Consider the following 21,791-nt stretch of genomic DNA (forward strand, 5'->3'; position numbering starts at 1 on the left):
GCCCCGATGCGCCTGAAAAGCATCAAGCTGGCCGGTTTCAAGTCCTTCGTCGACCCGACCACGGTGAGCTTCCCGAGCAACATGGCGGCGGTGGTCGGGCCCAACGGCTGCGGCAAGTCCAACATCATCGACGCCGTACGCTGGGTGATGGGCGAGAGTTCGGCGAAGAACCTGCGCGGCGAGTCGATGACCGACGTCATCTTCAACGGTTCCAACACCCGCAAGCCGGTGACCCAGGCCTCCATCGAGCTGATCTTCGACAACAGCGACAACTCGCTGGTGGGCGAGTACGCCGCCTTCGCCGAGATATCCATCCGCCGCCGGGTCACCCGCGACGGGCAGAACACCTACTTCCTCAACGGCACCAAGTGCCGTCGCCGCGACATCACCGACATCTTCCTCGGCACCGGCCTGGGCCCGCGCAGCTACTCGATCATCGAGCAGGGCATGATCAGCAAGCTGATCGAGGCCAAGCCGGAGGAGCTGCGCAATTTCATCGAGGAAGCCGCCGGCATCTCCAAGTACAAGGAGCGCCGCCGCGAGACCGAGAACCGCATCCGCCGCACTCAGGAAAACCTGGCGCGCCTGACCGACCTGCGCGAGGAACTGGAGCGCCAGCTCGAACGCCTGCACCGTCAGGCCCAGGCGGCGGAGAAGTACCAGGAATACAAGGCCGAGGAACGCCAGCTCAAGGCGCAACTGCTGGCCCTGCGCTGGCAGACGCTGAATCAGCAGGTCGGCAGCCGCGAACAGGTGATCGGCGACCAGGAAGTGGCCTTCGAGGCGCTGGTGGCCGAGCAGCGCAGCGCCGATGCCGCCATCGAGCGGCTGCGCGACGGCCACCACGAGCTGTCCGAACGCTTCAACCTGGTGCAGGGCCGCTTCTATTCGGTGGGCGGCGACATCGCCCGCGTCGAGCAGAGCATCCAGCACGGCCAGCAGCGTCTGCGCCAGCTGCAGGACGACCTGCGCGAGGCGGAGAAGGCGCGCCTGGAGACCGAATCCCACCTCGGCCACGACCGCACCCTGCTGGCTACCCTGGGCGAAGAGCTGGAGATGCTGCTGCCCGAGCAGGAGCTGACCGCCGCTGCTGCCGAGGAATCCGCCGCGGGTCTGGAAGAGGCCGAGGCCGCCATGCACGGCTGGCAGGAGCAGTGGGACGGCTTCAACCAGCGCAGCGCCGAGCCGCGTCGCCAGGCCGAGGTGCAGCAGTCGCGCATCGCCCAGCTGGAGCAGAGCCTGGAACGTCTGGCCGAACGTCAGCGCCGCCTGAACGAAGAATTGCAGCAACTGGCGGCCGACCCCGAAGACGCCGCCATTCTCGAACTGAACGAACAGCTTGCTGCTGGCGAGTTGGAGCACGAAGCGCTGCAACTGGCCGAAGAGCAGCAGGCCGAGCGCCTGCAGCAACTGCGCGAGGAACTGCAGCAGGCCGGCCAGGCCCAGCAGCAGGCGCAGGGCGAGCTGCAACGCCTCAACGGCCGCCTGGCGTCACTGGAAGCGCTGCAACAGGCTGCGCTCGATCCGGGGCAGGGCGCTGGCGAGTGGTTGCGCGAACAGAACCTGCTGCAGCGCCCGCGCCTGGCCGAAGGGCTGCGCGTGGAGGCTGGCTGGGAACTGGCGGTGGAAACCGTGCTCGGCGCCGACCTGCAGGCGGTGCTGCTGGACGATTTCGCCGGGCTGGATTTCACCGCCCTTCAGCAGGGCGAGCTGCGCCTGGCCAGTCCCGCCAGGGGTGGCGCGCGTCGCGCCGGCAGCCTGCTGGACAAGATCGAGGCGAACCACGACCTGTCGCCCTGGCTGGCCAATGTGCGCCCGGTGGATTCGCTGGAGCAGGCTCTGGCGGCTCGTGGGCAACTGGCCGAGGGCGAGAGCCTGATCAGCCGCGACGGCTATTGGGTCGGCCGGCATTTCCTGCGTGTGCGCCGCGCCGCCGAGGCGGACAGTGGCGTGCTGGCGCGCGGCCAGGAACTGGAACGCCTGCAACTGGAGCGCGAGGAACACGAGGCGGCCCTGGCGCAACTGGACGAGCGCCTGCTGGCGCTGCGCGACGAGCAGCGCCGCCAGGAAGAGCTGCGCGAGCAGCAGCGCCGTCAGGGTCAGGAACTGGCGCGCCAGTTGAGCGAGCTGAAGGCGCGCCTGTCCGCCAGCCAGGCCAAGGCCGAGCAGCTGGGCCTGCGTCGTCGCCGCCTGCAGGACGAATTGCAGGAAGCGGCCGAGCAGCGCGAGATCGAACAGGAACAACTGGGCGAGTCGCGCCTGCAATTGCAGGACGCGCTGGACACCATGGCCCTGGACGTTGATCAGCGCGAAAGCCTGCTGGCCAGCCGCGACAGCCTGCGCGAACGCCTCGATCGGGTGCGTCAGGAGGCCCGCCAGCACAAGGATCACGCCCATCAACTGGCGGTGCGGGTCGGCTCGCTCAAGGCCCAGCACGATTCCACCCGCCAGGCGCTGGAGCGTTTGCAGATGCAGGCCGAGCGCCTGCACGAACGACGCGAGCAGCTGTCGCTGAACCTGGAGGAGGGTGAGGCGCCGCTGGAGGAACTGCGCATCAAGCTCGAGGAACTGCTCGAGCGGCGCATGGCGGTCGACGACGAGCTGCGCCAGGCGCGCCTGGCCCTGGAAGACGCCGACCGCGAACTGCGCGATGCCGAGAAGCGCCGCAGCCAGGCCGAGCAGCAGGCGCAACTGCTGCGCGGCCAGCTGGAGCAGCAGCGCATGGACTGGCAGTCGCTCAACGTGCGGCGCAAGGCGCTGGCCGATCAGCTCGCCGAGGACAACTACGACCTGCACGGGGTGATCGCCACGCTGCCGGCCGAGGCCTCGGAAGGCGCCTGGGAAGAAGAGCTGGAGCGCCTGGCGGCGCGCATCGCCCGGCTCGGGCCGATCAACCTGGCGGCCATCGACGAGTACCAGCAGCAGTCCGAGCGCAAGCGCTATCTGGACGCGCAGGATGCCGACCTGGTCGAGGCGTTGGAAACGCTGGAAAACGTCATCCGCAAGATCGACAAGGAAACGCGCAATCGTTTCAAGGACACCTTCGACCAGATCAACGCTGGTTTGCAGGCGCTGTTTCCAAAAGTTTTCGGTGGCGGCAACGCTTATTTGGAACTCACCGGCGAAGATTTACTCGATACCGGTGTGACCATCATGGCGCGGCCCCCGGGCAAGAAGAACAGCACCATCCATTTGCTCTCCGGTGGAGAGAAGGCGTTGACCGCCCTGGCCCTGGTTTTTGCCATCTTCCAGCTCAATCCGGCGCCGTTCTGCATGCTGGACGAAGTGGACGCGCCGCTGGACGACGCCAACGTCGGCCGCTACGCGCGCCTGGTCAAGGAGATGTCGGAAAAGGTGCAGTTCATCTATATCACTCACAACAAGATCGCCATGGAGATGGCCGATCAGCTGATGGGAGTCACCATGCACGAGCCGGGCTGCTCGCGCCTGGTGGCGGTGGACGTGGAGGAGGCGCTGGCCATGGTGGAGGCATGACGCCGGCACTTGCCGGAATAGGGCCAAACTACAGCGGGTGCCTGTGTAAAGTTGCCTTTCGTCGTGCTAGCTTATTGCCCACTTTTATTACACGCGGAAAACGTCAGACAGAACATGGAGTTGGCGCCGCGCTTATAGTCAAGTCAGGGTCCGTTTGCCGGGATCTTTTTTCACCAGAATTTAGGGGTTAGGTATTTCATGGAATTCGGTCTGCGCGAATGGCTGATTGTTATTGGCATCATCGTTATCGCTGGCATTCTCTTCGACGGCTGGCGCCGTATGCGCGGCGGCAAGGGGCGGCTGAAGTTCAAGCTCGATCGCAGTTTCGCCAATATGCCCGATGACGAGGGCGATCCGGACCTGCTCAGCCCGCCGCGGGTGATCAAGCGCGATCTGGAACCGCAGTTCGACGAAGACGATCTGCCGTCGATGAGCGCCAAGGAACTGCCGCGGCGTAACCGAGAACCGCAACAGGGCGATCTCAACCTGGCGGTCGACGAGCCGGTGCCGACGCTGCTCAACCCGGTCGACGAGGTCGAACCCAAGGAAACCAAGAAGCCCGCCAAGCCGGCCGCCGATGCCGCTCCGGTAGAGGAAGTGCTGGTGATCAACGTCGTCGCCCGCGAAGACATCGGTTTCAAGGGCCCGGCACTGCTGCAGAACATCCTGGAAAGCGGTCTGCGTTTCGGCGAGATGGACATCTTCCATCGCCACGAAAGCATGGCCGGCAACGGCGAGGTGCTGTTTTCCATGGCCAACGCGGTCAAGCCCGGCACTTTCGACCTGGACGACATCGAGGGCTTCAGTACCCGTGCGGTGAGTTTCTTCCTCAGCCTGCCCGGCCCGCGCCATCCCAAGCAGGCCTTCGACGTGATGGTCGCCGCGGCGCGCAAGCTGGCTCATGAGCTGGGTGGCGAGCTGAAGGACGACCAGCGTAGCGTGATGACCTCGCAGACCATCGAGCATTACCGTCAGCGCATCGTCGAGTTCGAGCGCCGCCAGCTGACCCAGAAACGCTAACACGCAGCGGCAAGCTGCCAGCCTCAAGCTACAAGCCGAGCGCTTGGCTTGGGGCTTTTTTGTTCTTGCCACATGACGCTTTGAGGCACATTAGCAATGACCGACGCCGCCCAACGGATCGCCGAACTGCGCAACGAACTGGATGCGCACAACTACCGCTACTACGTGCTGGACGAGCCGAGTGTTCCCGATGCCGAGTACGACCGCCTGTTTCGTGAGCTGCAGGCGCTGGAGGCCGAGCACCCGGAGCTGGTGACGCCCGAATCGCCCACCCAGCGCGTCGGCGGCGAAGCGCTCAGCGCCTTCGGCGAGGTGCGCCACGAGATTCCCATGCTCAGCCTGGGCAATGCCTTCGAGGAGGACGACCTGCGCGCCTTCGACCGCAACGTGCAGAGCGGCCTGGGCCTGGCCGGCGGCGACCTGTTCGGCGGCGGCGCCGAAGTCGAGTACAGTTGCGAGCCCAAGCTCGACGGCCTGGCGGTCAGCCTGCGTTACGAGCAGGGTCAACTGGTGCGTGGCGCCACCCGCGGCGACGGCAGCACCGGCGAGGACATCAGCGCCCAGGTGCGCACCATCCGCAACGTGCCGCTAAAGTTGCATGGCGAGGGCTGGCCGCAGGTGCTGGAGGTGCGCGGCGAGGTGTACATGCCCAAGGCCGGCTTCGAGGAGCTCAATGCGCGCCAGGCCGAAGCCGGCGGCAAGACCTTTGCCAACCCGCGCAACGCGGCGGCCGGCAGCCTGCGTCAGCTCGACCCGAAGATCACCGCCAGCCGTCCGCTGGAATTCTGCTGCTACGGCGTCGGTCAGGTCAGCGGCGAGCTGCCGGCCACCCAGGTGGCCATGCTGCAGCAGCTGAAAAGCTGGGGCATCCCCATCAGCCGCGAGCTGAAACTGGCCAAAGGTGTCGAAGCCTGCCTGGATTACTACCGCGACATCGGCCAGCGACGCATGAGCCTGGGCTATGACATCGACGGCGTGGTGTTCAAGGTCAACAACATCGAGGACCAGCAGCAGCTGGGCTTTCGCGCGCGCACGCCGCACTGGGCCATCGCCCACAAGTTCCCGGCGCAGGAGGAGCTCACCGAGCTGCTCGACGTGGAGTTCCAGGTCGGCCGTACCGGCGCGGTGACGCCGGTGGCGCGCCTGAAGCCGGTCAAGGTGGCCGGCGTGACCGTGGCCAATGCCACCCTGCACAACATGGACGAAGTGGCGCGCCTGGGGTTGATGATCGGCGATACGGTGATCGTCCGCCGTGCCGGTGACGTGATCCCCCAGGTGATGGCCGTGGTGCCCGAGCGGCGTCCGGCCGATGCGCGGCCCGTGCATATTCCCGAGCAGTGCCCGGTATGCGGCTCGGCGGTGGAGCGCACCCAGCTGATCAAGCGCAGCAAGGGCAGGGCCAGCGTCAGCGAAGGTTCGGTATACCGCTGCGTCGGTCGCCTGAGCTGCCAGGCGCAGCTCAAGCAGGCGATCATCCACTTCGTCTCGCGCCGGGCCATGGATATCGAGGGCCTGGGCGACAAGACCATCGAGCAACTGGTGGACGAGCAGCTGATCGGCTCGCCGGCCGATCTGTACAAGCTCGGCTTCGAACAGATCATCGACCTGGAAGGCTTCGCCGAAGTTTCCAGCAACAAGCTGCTGGCCGCCATAGAGGACAGCAAGCGGCCCGCGTTGGCGCGTTTCATCTATGCCCTCGGCATTCCCGATGTGGGTGAGGAAACCGCCAAGGTACTGGCGCGCTCGCTGGCCTCGCTGGCGCGCGTGCGCCAAGCCTTGCCCGAGGTGCTGACCTACCTGCCGGATATCGGCCTGGAGGTCGCGCACGAGATCCACAGCTTCTTCGAGGACGCGCACAACCAGCAGGTGATCGACGCCCTGCTTGGCGAGTGCGGGCTGCAGTTGCAGGAGGAGGGCGAGCTGGGTGCCGAGTTCAGCGCCGTCGCCACTCTCGGCGGCATGCTCGACAAGCTGAACATTCCCAGCGTCGGACCGGGCGCGGCGCAGAAGCTGGCCGAGCGCTTCGGCAGCCTGGAGGGCGTGCTGAACGGCGACTGGCTGGATATGCGCCAGACGCTGCCGGAGAAGCAGGCCAAGGCCGTGCGCGAGTTCTTCGACAACCTGGACAACGTCCAGCGCGCCCGCGCCATCGAACAGCAGTTGCGCGAGTTCGGCATGCACTGGCAGAGCGAGAAGAAAGTCGCCGAAGGTCTGCCGCTGGCGGGGCAGACCTGGGTGCTGACCGGCACCCTGGAGGTGATGAGCCGCGATGTGGCCAAGGACAAGCTGGAAAGCCTGGGAGCCAAGGTGGCCGGTTCGGTATCGGCCAAGACCCATTGCGTGGTTGCCGGCCCTGGCGCCGGCTCGAAGCTGGCCAAGGCCAGCGAGCTCGGTGTGACGGTGCTGGACGAAGCGCAGTTCCTCGAACGGCTCAAGGCCTACGGCATCCACCCCATGTGACGATTCGCCGTCGGCTCGGTGGGAGCCGCGCTCCGCGGCGAATGCGCTCGGGACGGCGACTCGGGATTAACGGTTTCGCCCCGGCGTGGGGCTCGTAAGGCGGTGTGTCGTCTGCGATTCGCGGACGCTGGCCCCTTGCGCGAGCGTCGTGCTTAGCGGCGGCTCAGAAGCTCAGGCTGTGCTGGGGTGTCAGAGGTTCATCGCCCTGGCCGGGTAGCGGCTCGCTTCTGCGGAAGTCGCTGGGGCAGCAGCCGAACTGTTGCTTGAATGCGCGGGCGAAGTAGGACGGATCCTGGAAGCCTACGGCATAGGCGATGCTGGTGATCGGCATCTGGCTGTTGGCCAGCAGCTCCTCGGCCTTCTCAAGGCGCTTGCGCTGCACGTACTCCGGGAAGCTCATGCCGCAAGCCTGCTTGAACAGGCGGCTGAAGCGGAACGGGGTCATGCCGCAGCGTTCGGCCAGGACCTTCTGTTCCAGATGTTCGCTGTAATGCTGCTCGATATAGCGCATGGCCTGCTGCAGCGGTTGCTGCTGCTGATGCTGCTGGGTCAGGCGGATGCTTTCAGGCAGCAGGTTTTCGCGCGTCAGCAGCTGCTTGCTGCCGTTGCCGGTCGGGTTGCTGCGCATCTGGCACAGCGCCAGCAGCGCCTTGAGGTAGCGGTCGCGCTCGGCGTTCAGCAACGGCAGTACCAGGAACTCCCAAACGCCGGAGCGGAACGCCCAGACGGCCAGCTCCTCCGAGTGATGCACGGTGAGCATGGTGATGGGAATCGAGGGGGCCATGCGCTTGACCTCCATCAGCAAGCCGAGTCCCAGGGTGTCGGGGCGGTCGTAGTGCATGCAGATCATGTCCGGGCGTTGCTCGGCGCCCAGCCCGGACAGGCTCAGATCCTTCGCCTGGGTGATCCGGCACCTGTCGGCGAATACGGCGATACAGTCGGCGGCCGATCGATCATGGGTGAGATCGAACCAGAGCAATCGCGGTGTACATGGGGGGCGAGAATTCATCGGATTTACGTCAACTTTTTGTCTAGTTAATGTTGCGTAGCACTTCCCGACAGTTAACTGACTCCATTGCTTTACAGGAATAGAGTCAGATAGCCATTAGCGCCAAGAATTTTTTCTTATAACCGTGGCGCCCTACAGCTATTAACAGCATTTGAATCCCTCCGCGTTATCGCGTCAGGCCTCGGGATAGAGAGGCGCGAGCCCGCTGATGTCCTCCTGCTTGCTGCTTTGTTCCGGGTCGATGAAGGGCAGATTATTGGCGCTTATTTTTCGACATGCATGCCGCCTGCAAAAAATTACCAGCGATGCGCAAAAACCTCCTAACCCATCGCTTGGCCGCTGACTAGGGTTGAAGCAGGCGAAGCACACAGGGAGTACTGACAGGAGTACAGCGCGACGCCTTCTCCGTACCAACACTCGAGTGAGGTGGACAAAATGACTTTTCAAGCAATCAAGACTTCGGTGATGAAGTTCGTCGAAGACGAGGACGGCCTGACCATCGTGGAGTATGCAATTGCTGGTGGCCTGATAGCGCTAGGTGTTGTAGCTGCATTCATTACTTTGGGACAGAACGTCGACACGCAGATCACAGCACTCTCTGATTGTGTTGGCGCAACTGCAGGAGGAGGTGGTGGTGGTACTTGCCCGCAGTAATTTAGAGGGCATGTTTTCTCCCACCTAATTCCCAGATTAAGGGATGTAGTGATGTCCATAGAGCAGATGTTCCCCGCCATTTTGCTACTAGGGCTGCTGGGTGTTGCGGTGGCGAGCGATCTGCGTCGCCACCGCATTCCCAACTTCCTGGTCGTGCTGGGCCTCGCTTTGGGGTTGGCCGGCCAGGCTTATGCCGGCGAGCTTGCTGGTTTGGGCGATGGTGCGCTGGGGCTGTTGATTGGCTTCGGGGTGTTCCTGCCGCTCTACGCCATGGGCGGCATGGCGGCCGGCGACGTCAAGCTGATGGCCATGGTCGGCAGTTTCATGACGCCGCATTACGCCCTGTGGACGGCGTTGTTCAGCCTGATTGCCGGCGGCCTGTGCGGCTTGCTGCTGGTGCTGGCACGCCGTCAGGTACAGCAGACCCTGGGGCGTTACTGGCTGATGCTGCGGGCGCGGGCCTATGTGGCGCCGGCGGCGGACGAAATAGTCGGTAAGCCCTTTCCTTATTCGATCGCGATACTGCTGGGCACCTTGACCAGCGGCTATTTCATGTTTGCTCTCTAGGGAGTCCGGCCATGCATGCGCTAAGTCCCCTAAGCACCGAATCGGAAGATCTCGACCCGATCCAGCGCCTGGCGCCGCAACCGCGCAGCGTGGCGGAAACCGGGCTGGCGGACACCTTTCTCGGCGACCTGGTGTGCAAGCATCTGCACGATGCCGGGGTGCTGGATATGGCGCAGCTGGTGGAGCGCCTGGCGCTGACCGGCTCGGTGCTGGAAGAGGTGCTGGGCTACCAGCGCAAGGACGGGCGTATCGAGGTGCTCGGCCAGGCGGGCGGTGGGCAGGGCCTGCGTTATGGCCTGACCGAGCGTGGCCGCAGCGCGGCCAAGGATGCCCTGGCGCGCAGCGGCTATATAGGCCCGGCGCCCTACCCGGTGGAGCGCTACCGGCAACTGCTGCTGGCGCAGACGGTGCATGACAGCCGGATCGACGCCCGGGCCATGCGCGAGGCGTTCGCCGGGGTGGTGCTGCAGGACGAGTTGCTCGACCAGCTCGGCCCGGCGATGAATTCCGGCCGGGCACTGATGATCTACGGCCCGGCCGGCACCGGCAAGACCTATATCAGCCAGCGGCTGATCAACCTGTTCCACGAGGCGGTATGGATACCCCACGCCATCGCCATCAACGAGGCGGTGGTGGAAATCTTCGACCCCCAGTTGCACCAGCCGCTGCCGGCCGAAGCTGGCCAGCGCAGCCTGCGCCTGGACCAGGGCATCGACCGCCGCCTGCTGCGCTGCCGGCGGCCGATCATCATCACCGGCGGCGAGCTGACCCTGGACATGCTGGACATCCGCTTCGACCCCTACAGCCGCCTGTACCAGGCGCCGCTGCAGCTGAAGGCGAGCAACGGCATCTTCATCATCGACGACCTGGGCCGCCAGCGGGTGGCGCCGGTGGACCTGTTCAACCGCTGGATCGTGCCGATGGAGGAGAAGAAGGACTACCTCAACCTCGGTGGCGGCCGCCACTGCGAGATTCCCTTCGACCTGATCCTGGTGTTCTCCACCAACCTCAACCCGCTGGAGCTGGCCGACGAGGCCTTCCTCCGGCGTATCGGCTACAAGCTGCACTTCGACCACCTGCAGGCGGACGAGTACCAACGCATCTGGCAGCAGGAGTGCGAAAAACTGGGCATCCCCTTCGACCCCGACCTGGTGGCCTACGCCATCGAGCGCCTGCACCGGGTGGAGGCCAGGCCGCTGCTGCCGTGCCACCCGCGCGACCTGCTCGGCATGGCGCTGGACCGCCAGCGCTACCAGGGCGGGGACGACTCGCAAGCCCTCACACCCAAGACGCTGATCTGGGCCTGGCGCAACTACTTCGTCAGCCTCAAGGCCAGTTGAACAAGGAGGCACCGTCATGAACTCTCGCACGCTCGTGTTGATCGCCCTGTCGCTCGTCCTCGGCCTGGGCGCGGCCTTCCTGGCCAACAACTGGCTGACCGCGCGGCTCAACGCCGGGCCGGACGACAACCTGCAGAACGTGGTGGTGGCCACGGTGGAGATTCCTTTCGGGCAGATGGTCGAGGCCCAGCACGTGACCCTGGTGCGCATGCCCAAGGGCACGGTGCCGGACGACGCCTTCGATGCCACCGACAAGGTCACCGGCAAGATCGCCACCTTCGCCATGCTCAAGGGCGACATCGTGCGCGGCGCGCGCCTGGCCGAGCATCTGGGCGGCAGCACCCTGGCCTCGCTGATCGCCCCGGAGAAGCGCGCGATCTCGGTGCGGGTCGACGACGTGGTCGGCGTCGGCGGCTTCCTGCTGCCGGGCAACCGGGTCGACGTGCTGGTGGCCAAGAAGCTCGGCGGCAACAACAACGCCCAGTCGGAAACCATTCTCGAGGACCTGCGCGTGCTGGCGGTGGACCAGACCGCCAGCACCGACAAGACCCAGCCGGTGGTGGTGCGCGCGGTGACCCTGGAGATGACCCCGGAAGAGACGGAAGTGCTGGTCAAGGCGCAGACCGAAGGCAAGCTGCAACTGGCGCTGCGCAACCCGCTGGACAACCAGAAGAAACCGCTGCCGCCGGTGCAGGAGGCGGTCGCCCAGGTGGAGGCCCCGGCGCCTGCGCCGGCGCCCAAGCCGGTGGTGCGCCGCAGCAGTGGCGGCGGCGGTGGCGTCACCATTATCCGCGGTATCGACGTGCAGGCGGCCAAGGCGCAGCTGTAGGCGTGTGAGGTGTGAGGTGTGAGGTGAGGGTTTACCTCGCACCGTGGCAACCAATGGCATCGGTAGCGCCGGTGCTCCTGTTAGGCAGGCAACGCGACATACCAAGCAAGGAGTAGGGCATGGATATCATCCGGAGACTCGGGTTATACGCGCTGTACGTACTAGGCGCCGGGCTAGTGTCGGGTGCCGCTTTGCAGGCGGCCGAGCCGACGCCGGCGGTCAGCGCGATGCCGGCGGCGAACGTCAGCAATATTCAGGTACCCATCTACAAGTCGCGGGTGCTGACCACCCGCTCCCCGGTGAAGAAGGTCTCGGTGGGCAACCCGGAGATCGCCGACATCCTGGTGACCAGCCCGACCCAGCTGTACCTGCTGGGGCGCTCGCTGGGCAGCACCAACGTGCTGCTCTGGGACGGCGGCAACCGCCTGATCGACAGCCTCGACCTGGAGGTGGTGCACGACCTCGGCGGGCTGAAGAGCAAGCTGTACGAGCTGTTGCCCAACGAGCGCATCGAGGTCTACAGCGCCCAGGGCGCGCTGGTGCTGCGCGGCCAGGTGAGCAGCGCGGCGGCCATGGACAGCGCGGTCAAGCTGGCCAAGACCTATACCGCGCAAACCGCCAGCGTGGTGCAGGGCGAGGGCGAAGCCGCGGTGGCGGCGCCCAGCCAGTCCCTGGAGGTGATCAACCTGCTGACCGTCGGTGGCAGCCAGCAGGTGATGCTGGAGGTCAAGGTGGCGGAAATGAAGCGCGATCTGGTCAAGCGACTTGGCGTGCGTTTCCTGGCTATAGGCTCTGGTGGAAACTGGGAATTTGGCGGGTTCAATAGCAGTTCCTCGCTGGTCGATGGTTTGCTCAGCCCTAGTACCGGTTTTTTGGCCAGCTTCGCCTCCGAGAGCTTTCTCTTTGACGCGATATTGGAGGCGACCAAGGACAACGGTTCGACCAAGGTGCTGGCAGAGCCAACCCTGACCACCCTGACCGGGCAGCAGGCCGAATTCATCTCTGGCGGCGAGTTCCCCATCCCGGTATCCGACGACGATGGCATCACCATCGAGTACAAGGAGTTTGGTGTTGGTGTGAGATTCCTACCGGTCGTGCTGGATTCGGAGCGCATCAATCTCAATCTAAACGTCTCGGTCAGCGAGATTACCAACGCCAATAGTCTCGTGTTGGATACTGGTGTGGGCGGGGGCTTGGGTAGCGTCGGTCAATTTGTGCCCGCGCTGACCAAGCGTAGCGCTCAGTCGACGGTCGAATTAGGCAATGGCCAGACCATCGCCATCGCCGGCCTGATCAGCGAAAACACCCGCGATGCTGTCAGCCGTTTCCCTGGGTTGGGCGACATCGCGGTGATAGGCCATCTGTTCCGCAGCCAGGAATTCGTCAACGGCGAAACCGAACTGGTGATCCTGGTCACCCCGCACCTGGCCAAGCCGACCGATGCCAGGGCCGTGCGCCTGCCCACCGAGAAGTTCGTCGAGCCGAGCGATGTGGATTTCTATCTGCTGGGCAGGACCAAGGGCCGTCAGATGGAGCGCCCGGTGCCGGTCAGCCTCGGGGTCAGCGAGGGCAGTTTCGGGCATGACCTCAACTAACGCTAAGGAAACTCTGAAATAGCCGTCATTCCCGCGCAGGCGGGAATCCAGGATCTGCGTAGTCCCTGGGCTCCCGCCTTCGCGGGAGTGACGATAGATGGCTTTTTCAGAGCCTAAGGAAGCCACTGAAGGTTGGAATTGTAGGAGCCAGCTTGCTGGCGATCATTCCGATTCATCGCTTGTAAAGGGGATCGCCGGCAAGAACTAGGCGTCCCCCCGGCTCCTACATGGCCAGGGCAAATTGGTAAATCACTGGAGGCAACAGCATGAAACGCATGATCCTTCTGACGCTCCTGGCACTTGGGCCAGGCGCCTGCATGACCTACGACGAAGGCCGGGTCGGCACCCTGGGTTCCACCGTCTACGACATCCACTACCAGCAGATCGCCGACAAGGCGGTGGCGGCCGCCCCCGGCACCGAGGTCTCCGCCACCGGTACCGATGGCGCGGTGACCGAAAGGGTGATGGACGGCTACCGTGGGGTGACCGGCAGTGCGGCCCAGGTGGGCCAACCCATCCAGATCAATATCGGCAACTGAGGGGCACGACCATGAAACCCCGTATTCAATGGCCGTTCACCGCGACGCCGGGGCGCCAGCGGGGTGCGGTGACGGTGCTGATCGTGATCGCCATGGCCGCCATGCTGCTGATGGGCGCCCTGGCCCTGGATGGCGGCCATATGCTGCTGAACAAGGCGCGCCTGCAGAACGCGGTAGATGCGGCGGCGCTCAGTGGTGCCAAGACTCTGCAGCAGGCCAAGGGAGCGCCAGGCTCCATTGATCTGGCGCGTACCGCTGCACTGAATACTTTACGGTTGAATGCCGAGGCCGATGGCAATGGTGAACTGGCCCGTGGCATCGGCGCAGCTGGTGTGGAGGGCTTCGCCCAGGTGGCGTTTTCCGACCAGGTAAGGGGGCCATTCGGCCCGGGTGTGACAGGGGATCGCTTTGTGCGGGTAACGGTACCGGATTATCCCCTGGCCGGCTTCTTCTGGGGCTTCGTGCAGAGTTTCGGTTCCGGCAACCTGGGCGACAAGGCCGTAGCAGCGATTGCCACCGCGGGGCCAAGCCCGACCCAACCGTGCAAGATCGAGCCGCTATTGGTCTGCGGTAATCCTGATGAGTCAGCCTACGACCCGGATGCGGGTCTGTTCTGGGGTTACAAATTCGGTGAAGTCAGCGTTTTGAAATCGGCGGCTAATAACAACTCTCCTATCGGCCCGGGCAATTTCCAGCTATTGGATTTCGGCACCGGGGGGAAAACCATCAGAGAAGCACTGGCTGGTGGGATTGAAGATTGCAATATAGTGGGCGAGACGGCAACGACTGAGCCTGGGAACAAAGTCGGTCCGGTTGCACAGGGCCTTAATACCCGTTTTGGTGATGGGTCCTCGGATAAATATCCGGCGGATTACGTTATCGATTACTCCAGCCAAGGCAACAACGCAATTTGGCTGGACGGAGAAACGGTCAAGTACGGCGACGACCCGGTACAGGCCTCGGACAATGGTGAACTGACGGCTGGTAGTACTGGGCTTTTGGATTACGTCGACTGGCTTGATACATACGCATCCGCAAGTTGCCCAGGGGACAATTGCAGCCTGCAGCAACAACAAACGGCACCGTATCGGCGAATACTGAATATCGTCATTGGCGACTGCAGCGGTAAAGCAGCAGGGGAGTTCAATGGCAAGAGCAATATCCCGGTACTTGGCTTCGCCTGCTATTTCACGCTGCAGCCGGTTACACCGGGAGGGCAGGAGGCGCAGATATTCGGGCAATTCGTTGATGAGTGCAATTCCGACAACGTGCCGAGTTCGACACCCTGGGATGACAGCGGTCCGCAGATCATCCAGTTGTACAAGACCTATCTGGATAGTGGTGGGCCGAGCCCTGACTCCTAGGGAAGTTCTGAAAAGGCCATTTACCGTCACTCCCGCGAAGGCGGGAGCCCAGGTACTACAGAGGGCAAGGCAGTGCGGCGAGTGCCAGGGCAACGGGCCAGGTTCTTGATGGGAGGTGTGTAATGAAACAGCCTGTTTTCAGGCAACGCCGGACTCAACATGGTTTGGCCATGGTCGAGTTCACCATTGCCCTGCCATTGCTGCTGCTCCTGTTGCTGGCCATCGGCGAGTTCGGGCGCTTGCTCTACCACTACAACAATTTGATGCAGGCCAGCCGCGATGCCGGGCGTTATGTCGCCGGGCTGGCGTGGAATCGCACGCTTGGCAAGATAGATCTCACCGGTTTGGAAACCCCGACCTTGGAGACCCGAACCAGAAATGTCGCGGTCTACGGTGTCCCGATCCCGGGCGCGTATCCCCCCGTGGTACCCGGGCTTACTACTGGGCAGGTATCCGTAAGCGAAGTCGACACCGAGCATGTTCAGGTCAGCATCAACTACGAATTCCGGCCGGTGATCGGTAGCGCCTTGCCGAGCTTCTTCGGTAGAGCCATTCCGTTGAACATCCCACTGGTGGCCACCACCGTGATGAGGGCGCTGTGATGAACGGCAAACGCATGCGCGGCATCTACACGGTGGAATTCGCCATCATCGGCCTGCTGCTTTTCGTGCTGTTGTTCGGGGTGCTGGAGATGGGGCGCCTGCTGTTCACCGTCAATGCCCTTGACGAAGTGGTGCGTCGTGGCGCCCGTTTGGCGACGGTATGCACCATCGATAATCCGGACATCCTGAAGCGAGCAATCTTCAACGATATAGATATGGAGGAGGGCGACAGCAGTTCACTGATCCATGCTCTAGAGACTGCCGATCTGACCCTGATCTATCTGGACGGTGACGGCGTCCTTGTACCTAACCCCAGCAGTAGCGGTTTTTCTTCCGTTCGTTTCGTCCAAATCAGCGTCGTCGATTTCCCCTTCACATTGCTGATCCCGGGGCTCGGGGGGGAGATGACCCTGCCGACGTTCAGGGCGATCTTGCCCCGTGAGAGTCTCGGCTTCGATGGCGAGAGCGAGGTACCCACATCATGCTGAAGCTTAGAGAAGTTCCTACGCCATCTCCGGCACCCGCCAAACAGGGCTTGCACCTGTTGATCAGCAGCCGCGATGCGGCTGCCTTGCAGCACCTGCAGGGCATCTGCCGGCGCATTCCCGGCCTGCAGGTCGATACCCGCCTGGTGAGCAACGGCCATACCGACCCGCTCTATGGCCTGCAGCACAGGCCCGACTTCCTCCTGCTGCGGGTCAGCCACCTGTGGCGCGAGGAACTGGCGGCGCTGCTGCAGCGCCCCGCCCAGGAGCGCCCGCCGCTGCTGGTATGCGGCCCGCTGGAGGAGCGCGAGGGCATACGCCTGGCGATGCAGGCCGGCGCCCGCGACTTCCTGCCGGAGCCGGTGGCGGCCGAGGAGTTGCTGGCGGCCCTGGGCCGCATGGTCATGGAGGCGCGCGCCAGCAGCGGCTCCGGCGGCAAGCTGGTGGCGGTGATGAACGCCAAGGGCGGTTCCGGCGCGACCCTGCTGGCCTGCAACCTGGCCCACCAGCTCAGCGCCAAGGGCGGCAGCGTGCTGCTGCTGGACCTCGACCTGCAGTTCGGCAGCGTGGCCCATTACCTGGACGTGCACCCGGCCCACAGCCACGTCGAGGTGCTGCAACAGATCGGCGAGATGGACGGCGTGGCGCTGCGCGGCTTCTGCAGCCACTTCAGCCCGAGCCTGCATGTGCTGGGCGGGCGCGAGAACGAGTTGTGCCTGCCGCAGGACGTGCAGATCGAGCAGCTCGAGGCCCTGCTGAAACTGGCGCGCAGCACCTACGACTGGGTGGTGGTGGATCTGCCGCGGCAGATCGACCATCTCACCGGCATCACCCTGGAGCAGGCCGACCGGGTCTATATCGTGGTGCAGCAGAGCCTCAGCCATCTCAAGGATGCCAGCCGCCTGGCGCGCATCCTGCGTGACGAGCTGGGCGTGCGCGGCGACAACCTGCAGGTGGTGGTCAACCGCTACGACAAGGCCGCGCCGATCAGCCTGCGCGATATCGGCACGGCGCTGCGCTGCAACGAGCTGCAGAAGCTGCCCAACGATTTCGCCGTGGTCAGCCAGAGCCAGAACACCGGCGCGCCGCTGGACCAGTACGCGCCGCGTGCGCCGATCACGCTGGCGCTGCAGGACCTGAGCAAGGACTTGCTCGGCAAGCAGGCAGGTGCCGAACAAGGCTTGTTCAAACGCGCCTTCAGCCGCTTTTTCGGGGAGTGAACCGCCATGCTCAATGAATTGCGCAACCGCCTGCGCCAGCAGCCGCTCAAGGCCGTGGAGGCGTCGTCTGCCGAGCCGGGCACCCGGGGCGAGACCGCCCCGGACCTGATGGCCTGGGAGCACAGCGCACCGGCCGAGCTCTACGAAACCAAGACCCACCTCAGCCCGGTGGAGGCGGAGTGGCGCGAGAAGATCTACCAGCAGCTGCTCAAGGTCATGGACCTGTCGCTGCTGGATTCCCTGGAGCAGGTCGATGCGGTGCGGCAGATCCGCGACATCTGCTTGCGTCTGATGGAGGACCATAGCGCGCCGGTGAGCGCGGCCAGCCGCCAGTTGATCATCAAGCAGATCACCGACGAGGTGCTCGGCCTGGGGCCGCTGGAGCCGCTGCTGGCCGACCACAGCGTGTCGGACATCCTGGTCAACGGCCATGCCTCGGTGTATGTCGAGCGGCACGGCAAGCTGCAGCAGACCGACGTGCGCTTTCGCGACGACCAGCACCTGCTGAACATCATCGACCGCATCGTCTCCAGCCTGGGTCGGCGCATCGACGAGTCCTCGCCGCTGGTCGATGCGCGGCTCAAGGACGGCTCGCGGGTCAACGCCATCATCCCGCCGCTGGCCATCGACGGGCCGAGCATCTCGATCCGCCGTTTCGCGGTGGATCTGCTCAGTAGCGAGAGCCTGGTGGAGATGGGCACCCTGACCCCGGCCATCGCCCTGATGCTCAAGGCCATCGTCCGTGGCCGCTTGAACGTGTTGATCTCCGGCGGTACCGGCAGCGGCAAGACCACCATGCTCAACGTGCTGTCCAGCTTCATCCCGCACAACGAGCGCATCGTCACCATCGAGGACTCGGCCGAGCTGCAGCTGCAGCAGCCGCACGTGGTGCGCCTGGAAACCCGGCCGCCGAATATCGAGGGCCGCGGCGAGGTCAATCAGCGCGAGCTGGTGCGCAACAGCCTGCGCATGCGCCCGGACCGCATCGTCATCGGCGAGGTGCGCGGCGCCGAGGCACTGGACATGCTGACGGCGATGAACACCGGCCACGACGGCTCGCTGACCACCATCCATGCCAATACCGCGCGCGATGCCCTGGGCCGCATCGAGAACATGGTGTCGATGACCGGCGCCACCTTCCCGATCAAGGCCCTGCGCCAGCAGATAGCCTCGGCCATCGACGTGGTGATCCAGCTCGAACGCCAGGAGGACGGCAGGCGGCGGCTGGTCAGCGTGCAGGAGATCAACGGCATGGAGGGCGAGATCATCACCATGACCGAGATCTTCGCCTTCGTCCGTCGCGGCATCGGCGAGCATGGCGAGGTGCTCGGCGACTACCGGCCGACCGGCATGGTGCCGGCCTTCCGCGAGGTGATGGGCAAGCGCGGCATCGAGCTGCCGCTGAACATGTTCCGGCCGGAATGGATGGAGGGGCAGTCATGAACCAGATTCCCAGCGAGTTCATCCTGGCGTTCCTCGGTATGGTGTTCGCCGCGGTGTTCCTGCTCAGCCAGGGCCTGGTGGTGCCGGTGTTCGGCGAGGCGGGCCAGGTGCGCAAGCGCATCCGCAGCCGTATGCAGGTGCTGGAGCGGGCCAGCGACCTGCCGAATATGCAGACGGTGTTGCGGCAGAAGTACCTGCGCCGCCTGTCGCCGCTGGAGGCCAGGCTGGAGCAGTTGCCGGCCATGGAGGCCCTGGCGCAGATGATCGAGCAGGCCGGCCGCGACTACCGCGCCTACCGGGTGCTGCTGCTCGGGCTGATCCTCGGCGTGGCCGTGGGCATGCTGCTGTGGTTGTTCACCCAGCTCTGGTGGCTGGCGCTGCCGGCAGCCCTGGCGGTGTGCTGGTTGCCGGTGCTGAAGATCGCCAGCGACCGCGGCAAGCGTTTCGCCCAGTTCGAGGAGGACCTGCCGGACGCCCTGGATGCAATGTGCCGGGCCCTGCGCGCCGGCCACCCGTTCAACGAGACCCTGCAACTGGTGGCCGAGGAGCACAAGGGCCCGGTGGCTCACGAGTTCGGCCTGACCTTCGCCGATATCAACTACGGCAACGACGTGCGCCGGGCCATGCTCGGTCTGCTGGAGCGCATGCCGAGCATGACGGTGATGATGCTGGTGACCTCGGTGCTGATCCACCGCGATACCGGCGGCAACCTGACCGAGGTGCTGGAGCGCCTGAGCAGCCTGATCCGCGGGCGCTTCCGCTTCCAGCGCAAGGTCAAGACCCTGTCGGCCGAAGGGCGCATGTCGGCCTGGGTGCTGGTGGCGGTGCCTTTCGTGCTGGCGGCGGCAATCGTGCTCACCAGCCCTACCTATCTTCCGTTGCTGATCAAGGAGCCCATGGGGCAGAAGCTGGCGATGGCGGCCTTCGTTGCCATGCTGCTGGGTATCTTCTGGATCCGCAAGATCATCCGCATCCAGGTCTGATAACGGGCCGAGGAGGTATGCGTCATGGACTATCTGCTTAGTCTGCTCAATCGTTTGGTGGGCAACGAGGAGCTGGCGCGCGTGCTGTTCGTCGGCGCCATCGGTCTGAGCGCGGTGCTCGCCATGGCCACCCTGGCCATGCTGGTGCTGGGCCTGCGCGACCCGGTGCAGCGGCGCCTTACCCTGATCAAGCGCGGGCACGGCGGCCTGGCCGTCGGCCAGGACGCGCCCAGCAACCTGCAACTGATGCTGGAGCAGGTGGGCCAGCGTTTTACCTCGGAGGAGCAGGGGCAGGCGTCTGCCACTCGTACCCTGCTGACCCATGCCGGTTATCGCTCGCCGGCGGCGGTGCAGACCTACTGGGCGGTGCGCCTGCTCCTGCCGCTGATTCTGGTCGGCCTGACCCTGCTGGCGTTGCCGCTGATCCCCAAGATGTCGCTGCTGGTTGGGCTCTTGCTGGTGCTGGCGGCAGCGGGGGGCGGCTGGCTGGCGCCGGCCATCTATGTCGACAAGCGCAAGCAGGCGCGCATGACTCGCCTGCTGGTGGCCTTTCCCGATGCCCTGGACCTGATGGTGGTGTGCGTGGAGTCGGGGCTGGCCCTGCCCCAGGCGATCGAGCGGGTGGCCGACGAGATGGCGGTGAGCCAGCCGGAACTGGCGCTGGAGCTGGCCCTGGTCAATGCGGAGATCCGCGCCGGCATACCCAGTACCGAGGCGCTCAAACACCTGGCCGAGCGCACCGGGCTGGAGGACATCCGCGGCCTGGTCAGCCTGCTGGCGCAGAGCATCCGCTTCGGCACCAGCGTGGCCGATACCCTGCGCATCTACGCCGAGGAATTTCGCGACCGGCGCACCCAGAAGGCCGAGGAGGCGGCGGCGAAAATCGGCACCAAGCTGATATTCCCACTAGTCTTGTGCCTGTGGCCGAGCTTTTTCCTGGTGGCCATCGGTCCCGCCCTCATCGGTGTACTTAAAGTCTTCGGGAAGGTATGACATGAAAAGAATCTGTCTGCTGTTGGCCATGATGGCCGTGCTGTCGGGATGCCAGACCATGGGGCCGGAGCCGGCGCTGGATACGCGCTCCGTCTATGCCGGCGACAATTCGTTGCTGTACAAGGTGCGCAAGTCCAGCACCTCGGCCGACCAGGCGATGCAGATGGCGGCGATGGCCTACCAGGCGGGCGATCTGGATCAGTCGCTGTTCCAGTACCTGCGCGCCATCGAGCTGGACCCGAAACGCTACGAGGCGCTGGTGTGGGTCGGCCGCATTCACCGCGAGCGGGGCAACAACCAACTGGCCGAGATGGCCTTCGCCGATGTACTGGCAAACGATCCGGAAAACCTCGGCGCCCTGGCCGAGATGGGCCTGCTGCAACTGGCCAAGCGTGATCACGAGGCCGCGCGGAGCTTGCTGTTCAAGGCGGTGGTGCTGGATCAGCGGCGCCTGGGTAACGAGCTGAGCGACGGCTCGCCTGATGTGGCCGCGCTCAAGGTAGACAGCCAGTCGCCGCTGAAGGTCTACAACGCCCTTGGCGTACTCGCCGATCTGAGCAACGACTTTCCGTTGTCCGAGGCGTACTACCGTTTGGCCTTGCTGATCGAGCCTCGCTCGGTGCTGGTGCAGAACAGCCTGGGCTACTCCTACTACCTGGCCGGCCAATGGCCCGAGGCCGAACGTACCTACCAGCGCGGCATCAGCTACGACTCCAGTTACAAGCCGTTATGGCGCAACTACGGGTTGCTGCTGGCGCGGATGGAGCGGTACGAGGAGGCACTTTCCGCATTCGAGCAGATCGGCAAACGTGCCCAGGCGAGCAACGAGGTCGGTTATATCTGCCTGGTGGAAGGCAAGCTGGATGTTGCCGAGCAATTCTTTCGCAGCGCGATCGACCAATCCCCCTCGCACTACGACACAGCCTGGGACAACCTGCGCCGGGTCGAGCAGATCCGCAAGATCCGCCTGCGCGGTGGGCTGACCGCGGATGTCGAAGCGGTCGCCGGGGTGCCCGGCGAGCAGCAGGCGCTGCCCTGAGCAACCGGATTGCGCGGGCGCGCCAGCCTGCGGGGGAAACCCCGCCTCCGCAGGCAGGCGCGTCTTCGTACATCGGTCGGTAGGGTGCGCCACGTGCACCCGCAAACGAAACCTGTAGGAGCCCCGCCCCGGGGCGAAGCTTTTGACGACCAGG

General features: G+C 64.6%; 18 protein-coding genes. 17 read left to right on the plus strand and 1 reads right to left on the minus strand.

All coding sequences use genetic code 11. The features are described from left to right. Positions 1–6: 6 nt before the first annotated feature. The 3 genes from smc to ligA all read left to right on the plus strand — a co-directional run bounded on the left by smc (position 7) and on the right by ligA (position 6,975). Positions 7–3,495 (plus strand): chromosome segregation protein SMC, encoded by a 3,489-nt coding sequence (gene smc, locus ACUTAF_RS08900; protein WP_445579632.1) that lies wholly within the window; start codon positions 7–9, stop codon positions 3,493–3,495. 198 nt (positions 3,496–3,693) lie between these two features. Next, entirely contained in the window at positions 3,694–4,515 is an 822-nt protein-coding gene (gene zipA / locus ACUTAF_RS08905) for a cell division protein ZipA (protein WP_445579633.1), read from the plus strand. 96 nt (positions 4,516–4,611) lie between these two features. Continuing rightward, positions 4,612–6,975: an NAD-dependent DNA ligase LigA gene (gene ligA / locus ACUTAF_RS08910; RefSeq protein WP_445579634.1), complete on the plus strand. Its 2,364-nt coding sequence runs from the start codon at positions 4,612–4,614 to the stop codon at positions 6,973–6,975. 163 nt (positions 6,976–7,138) lie between these two features. Here the strand turns inward: ligA and ACUTAF_RS08915 are convergent, their stop codons facing one another. After that, positions 7,139–7,984, minus strand: a complete 846-nt coding sequence (locus ACUTAF_RS08915; RefSeq protein ID WP_445579635.1) for a response regulator transcription factor — start codon at positions 7,982–7,984, stop codon at positions 7,139–7,141. A gap of 435 nt (positions 7,985–8,419) precedes the next feature. Here ACUTAF_RS08915 and ACUTAF_RS08920 point away from each other — a divergent pair, with 435 nt between their 5' ends. The 14 genes from ACUTAF_RS08920 to ACUTAF_RS08985 all read left to right on the plus strand — a co-directional run bounded on the left by ACUTAF_RS08920 (position 8,420) and on the right by ACUTAF_RS08985 (position 21,637). Continuing rightward, positions 8,420–8,638 (plus strand): Flp family type IVb pilin, encoded by a 219-nt coding sequence (locus tag ACUTAF_RS08920; RefSeq protein WP_445579636.1) that lies wholly within the window; start codon positions 8,420–8,422, stop codon positions 8,636–8,638. Positions 8,639–8,689: 51 nt separating this feature from the next. Continuing rightward, positions 8,690–9,205: a prepilin peptidase gene (locus ACUTAF_RS08925; RefSeq protein WP_445579637.1), complete on the plus strand. Its 516-nt coding sequence runs from the start codon at positions 8,690–8,692 to the stop codon at positions 9,203–9,205. An 11-nt stretch (positions 9,206–9,216) separates the two neighbouring features. Continuing rightward, entirely contained in the window at positions 9,217–10,545 is a 1,329-nt protein-coding gene (locus tag ACUTAF_RS08930) for an AAA family ATPase (RefSeq protein ID WP_445579638.1), read from the plus strand. Positions 10,546–10,561: 16 nt separating this feature from the next. Then, the gene (cpaB, locus tag ACUTAF_RS08935; protein ID WP_445579639.1) at positions 10,562–11,374 is read left to right on the plus strand and encodes a Flp pilus assembly protein CpaB; all 813 of its coding nucleotides are present in this window, start codon (positions 10,562–10,564) and stop codon (positions 11,372–11,374) included. A 119-nt stretch (positions 11,375–11,493) separates the two neighbouring features. Next, positions 11,494–12,969: a type II and III secretion system protein family protein gene (locus ACUTAF_RS08940; RefSeq protein ID WP_445579640.1), complete on the plus strand. Its 1,476-nt coding sequence runs from the start codon at positions 11,494–11,496 to the stop codon at positions 12,967–12,969. A 317-nt stretch (positions 12,970–13,286) separates the two neighbouring features. Continuing rightward, positions 13,287–13,508 (plus strand): hypothetical protein, encoded by a 222-nt coding sequence (locus ACUTAF_RS08945; RefSeq protein WP_445579641.1) that lies wholly within the window; start codon positions 13,287–13,289, stop codon positions 13,506–13,508. Positions 13,509–13,519: 11 nt separating this feature from the next. Then, complete coding sequence (locus ACUTAF_RS08950; RefSeq protein ID WP_445579642.1) at positions 13,520–14,872, plus strand: TadE/TadG family type IV pilus assembly protein; 1,353 nt, start codon at positions 13,520–13,522, stop codon at positions 14,870–14,872. 122 nt (positions 14,873–14,994) lie between these two features. Next, on the plus strand, positions 14,995–15,474 hold the full coding sequence (locus ACUTAF_RS08955) for a TadE/TadG family type IV pilus assembly protein (protein ID WP_445579643.1): 480 nt from the start codon (positions 14,995–14,997) through the stop codon (positions 15,472–15,474). Next, on the plus strand, positions 15,474–15,962 hold the full coding sequence (locus ACUTAF_RS08960; protein ID WP_445579644.1) for a TadE/TadG family type IV pilus assembly protein: 489 nt from the start codon (positions 15,474–15,476) through the stop codon (positions 15,960–15,962). The genes ACUTAF_RS08955 and ACUTAF_RS08960 overlap by 1 nt, the downstream gene beginning before the upstream one ends. Continuing rightward, positions 15,956–17,179, plus strand: a complete 1,224-nt coding sequence (locus ACUTAF_RS08965) for an AAA family ATPase (RefSeq protein WP_445579645.1) — start codon at positions 15,956–15,958, stop codon at positions 17,177–17,179. Before ACUTAF_RS08960 ends, ACUTAF_RS08965 begins: the two co-directional genes overlap by 7 nt. 6 nt (positions 17,180–17,185) lie before the next feature. Next, on the plus strand, positions 17,186–18,622 hold the full coding sequence (locus tag ACUTAF_RS08970; protein WP_445579646.1) for a CpaF family protein: 1,437 nt from the start codon (positions 17,186–17,188) through the stop codon (positions 18,620–18,622). Next, positions 18,619–19,605 (plus strand): type II secretion system F family protein, encoded by a 987-nt coding sequence (locus tag ACUTAF_RS08975; protein WP_445579647.1) that lies wholly within the window; start codon positions 18,619–18,621, stop codon positions 19,603–19,605. Before ACUTAF_RS08970 ends, ACUTAF_RS08975 begins: the two co-directional genes overlap by 4 nt. Positions 19,606–19,629: 24 nt before the next feature. Beyond that, positions 19,630–20,598, plus strand: a complete 969-nt coding sequence (locus ACUTAF_RS08980) for a type II secretion system F family protein (protein ID WP_445579648.1) — start codon at positions 19,630–19,632, stop codon at positions 20,596–20,598. A gap of 1 nt (position 20,599) precedes the next feature. Continuing rightward, positions 20,600–21,637, plus strand: coding sequence for a tetratricopeptide repeat protein (locus ACUTAF_RS08985; protein WP_445579649.1), 1,038 nt, complete (start codon positions 20,600–20,602; stop codon positions 21,635–21,637). Positions 21,638–21,791 lie beyond the last annotated feature (154 nt).

This window comes from Pseudomonas sp. SP16.1 (assembly GCF_052682975.1).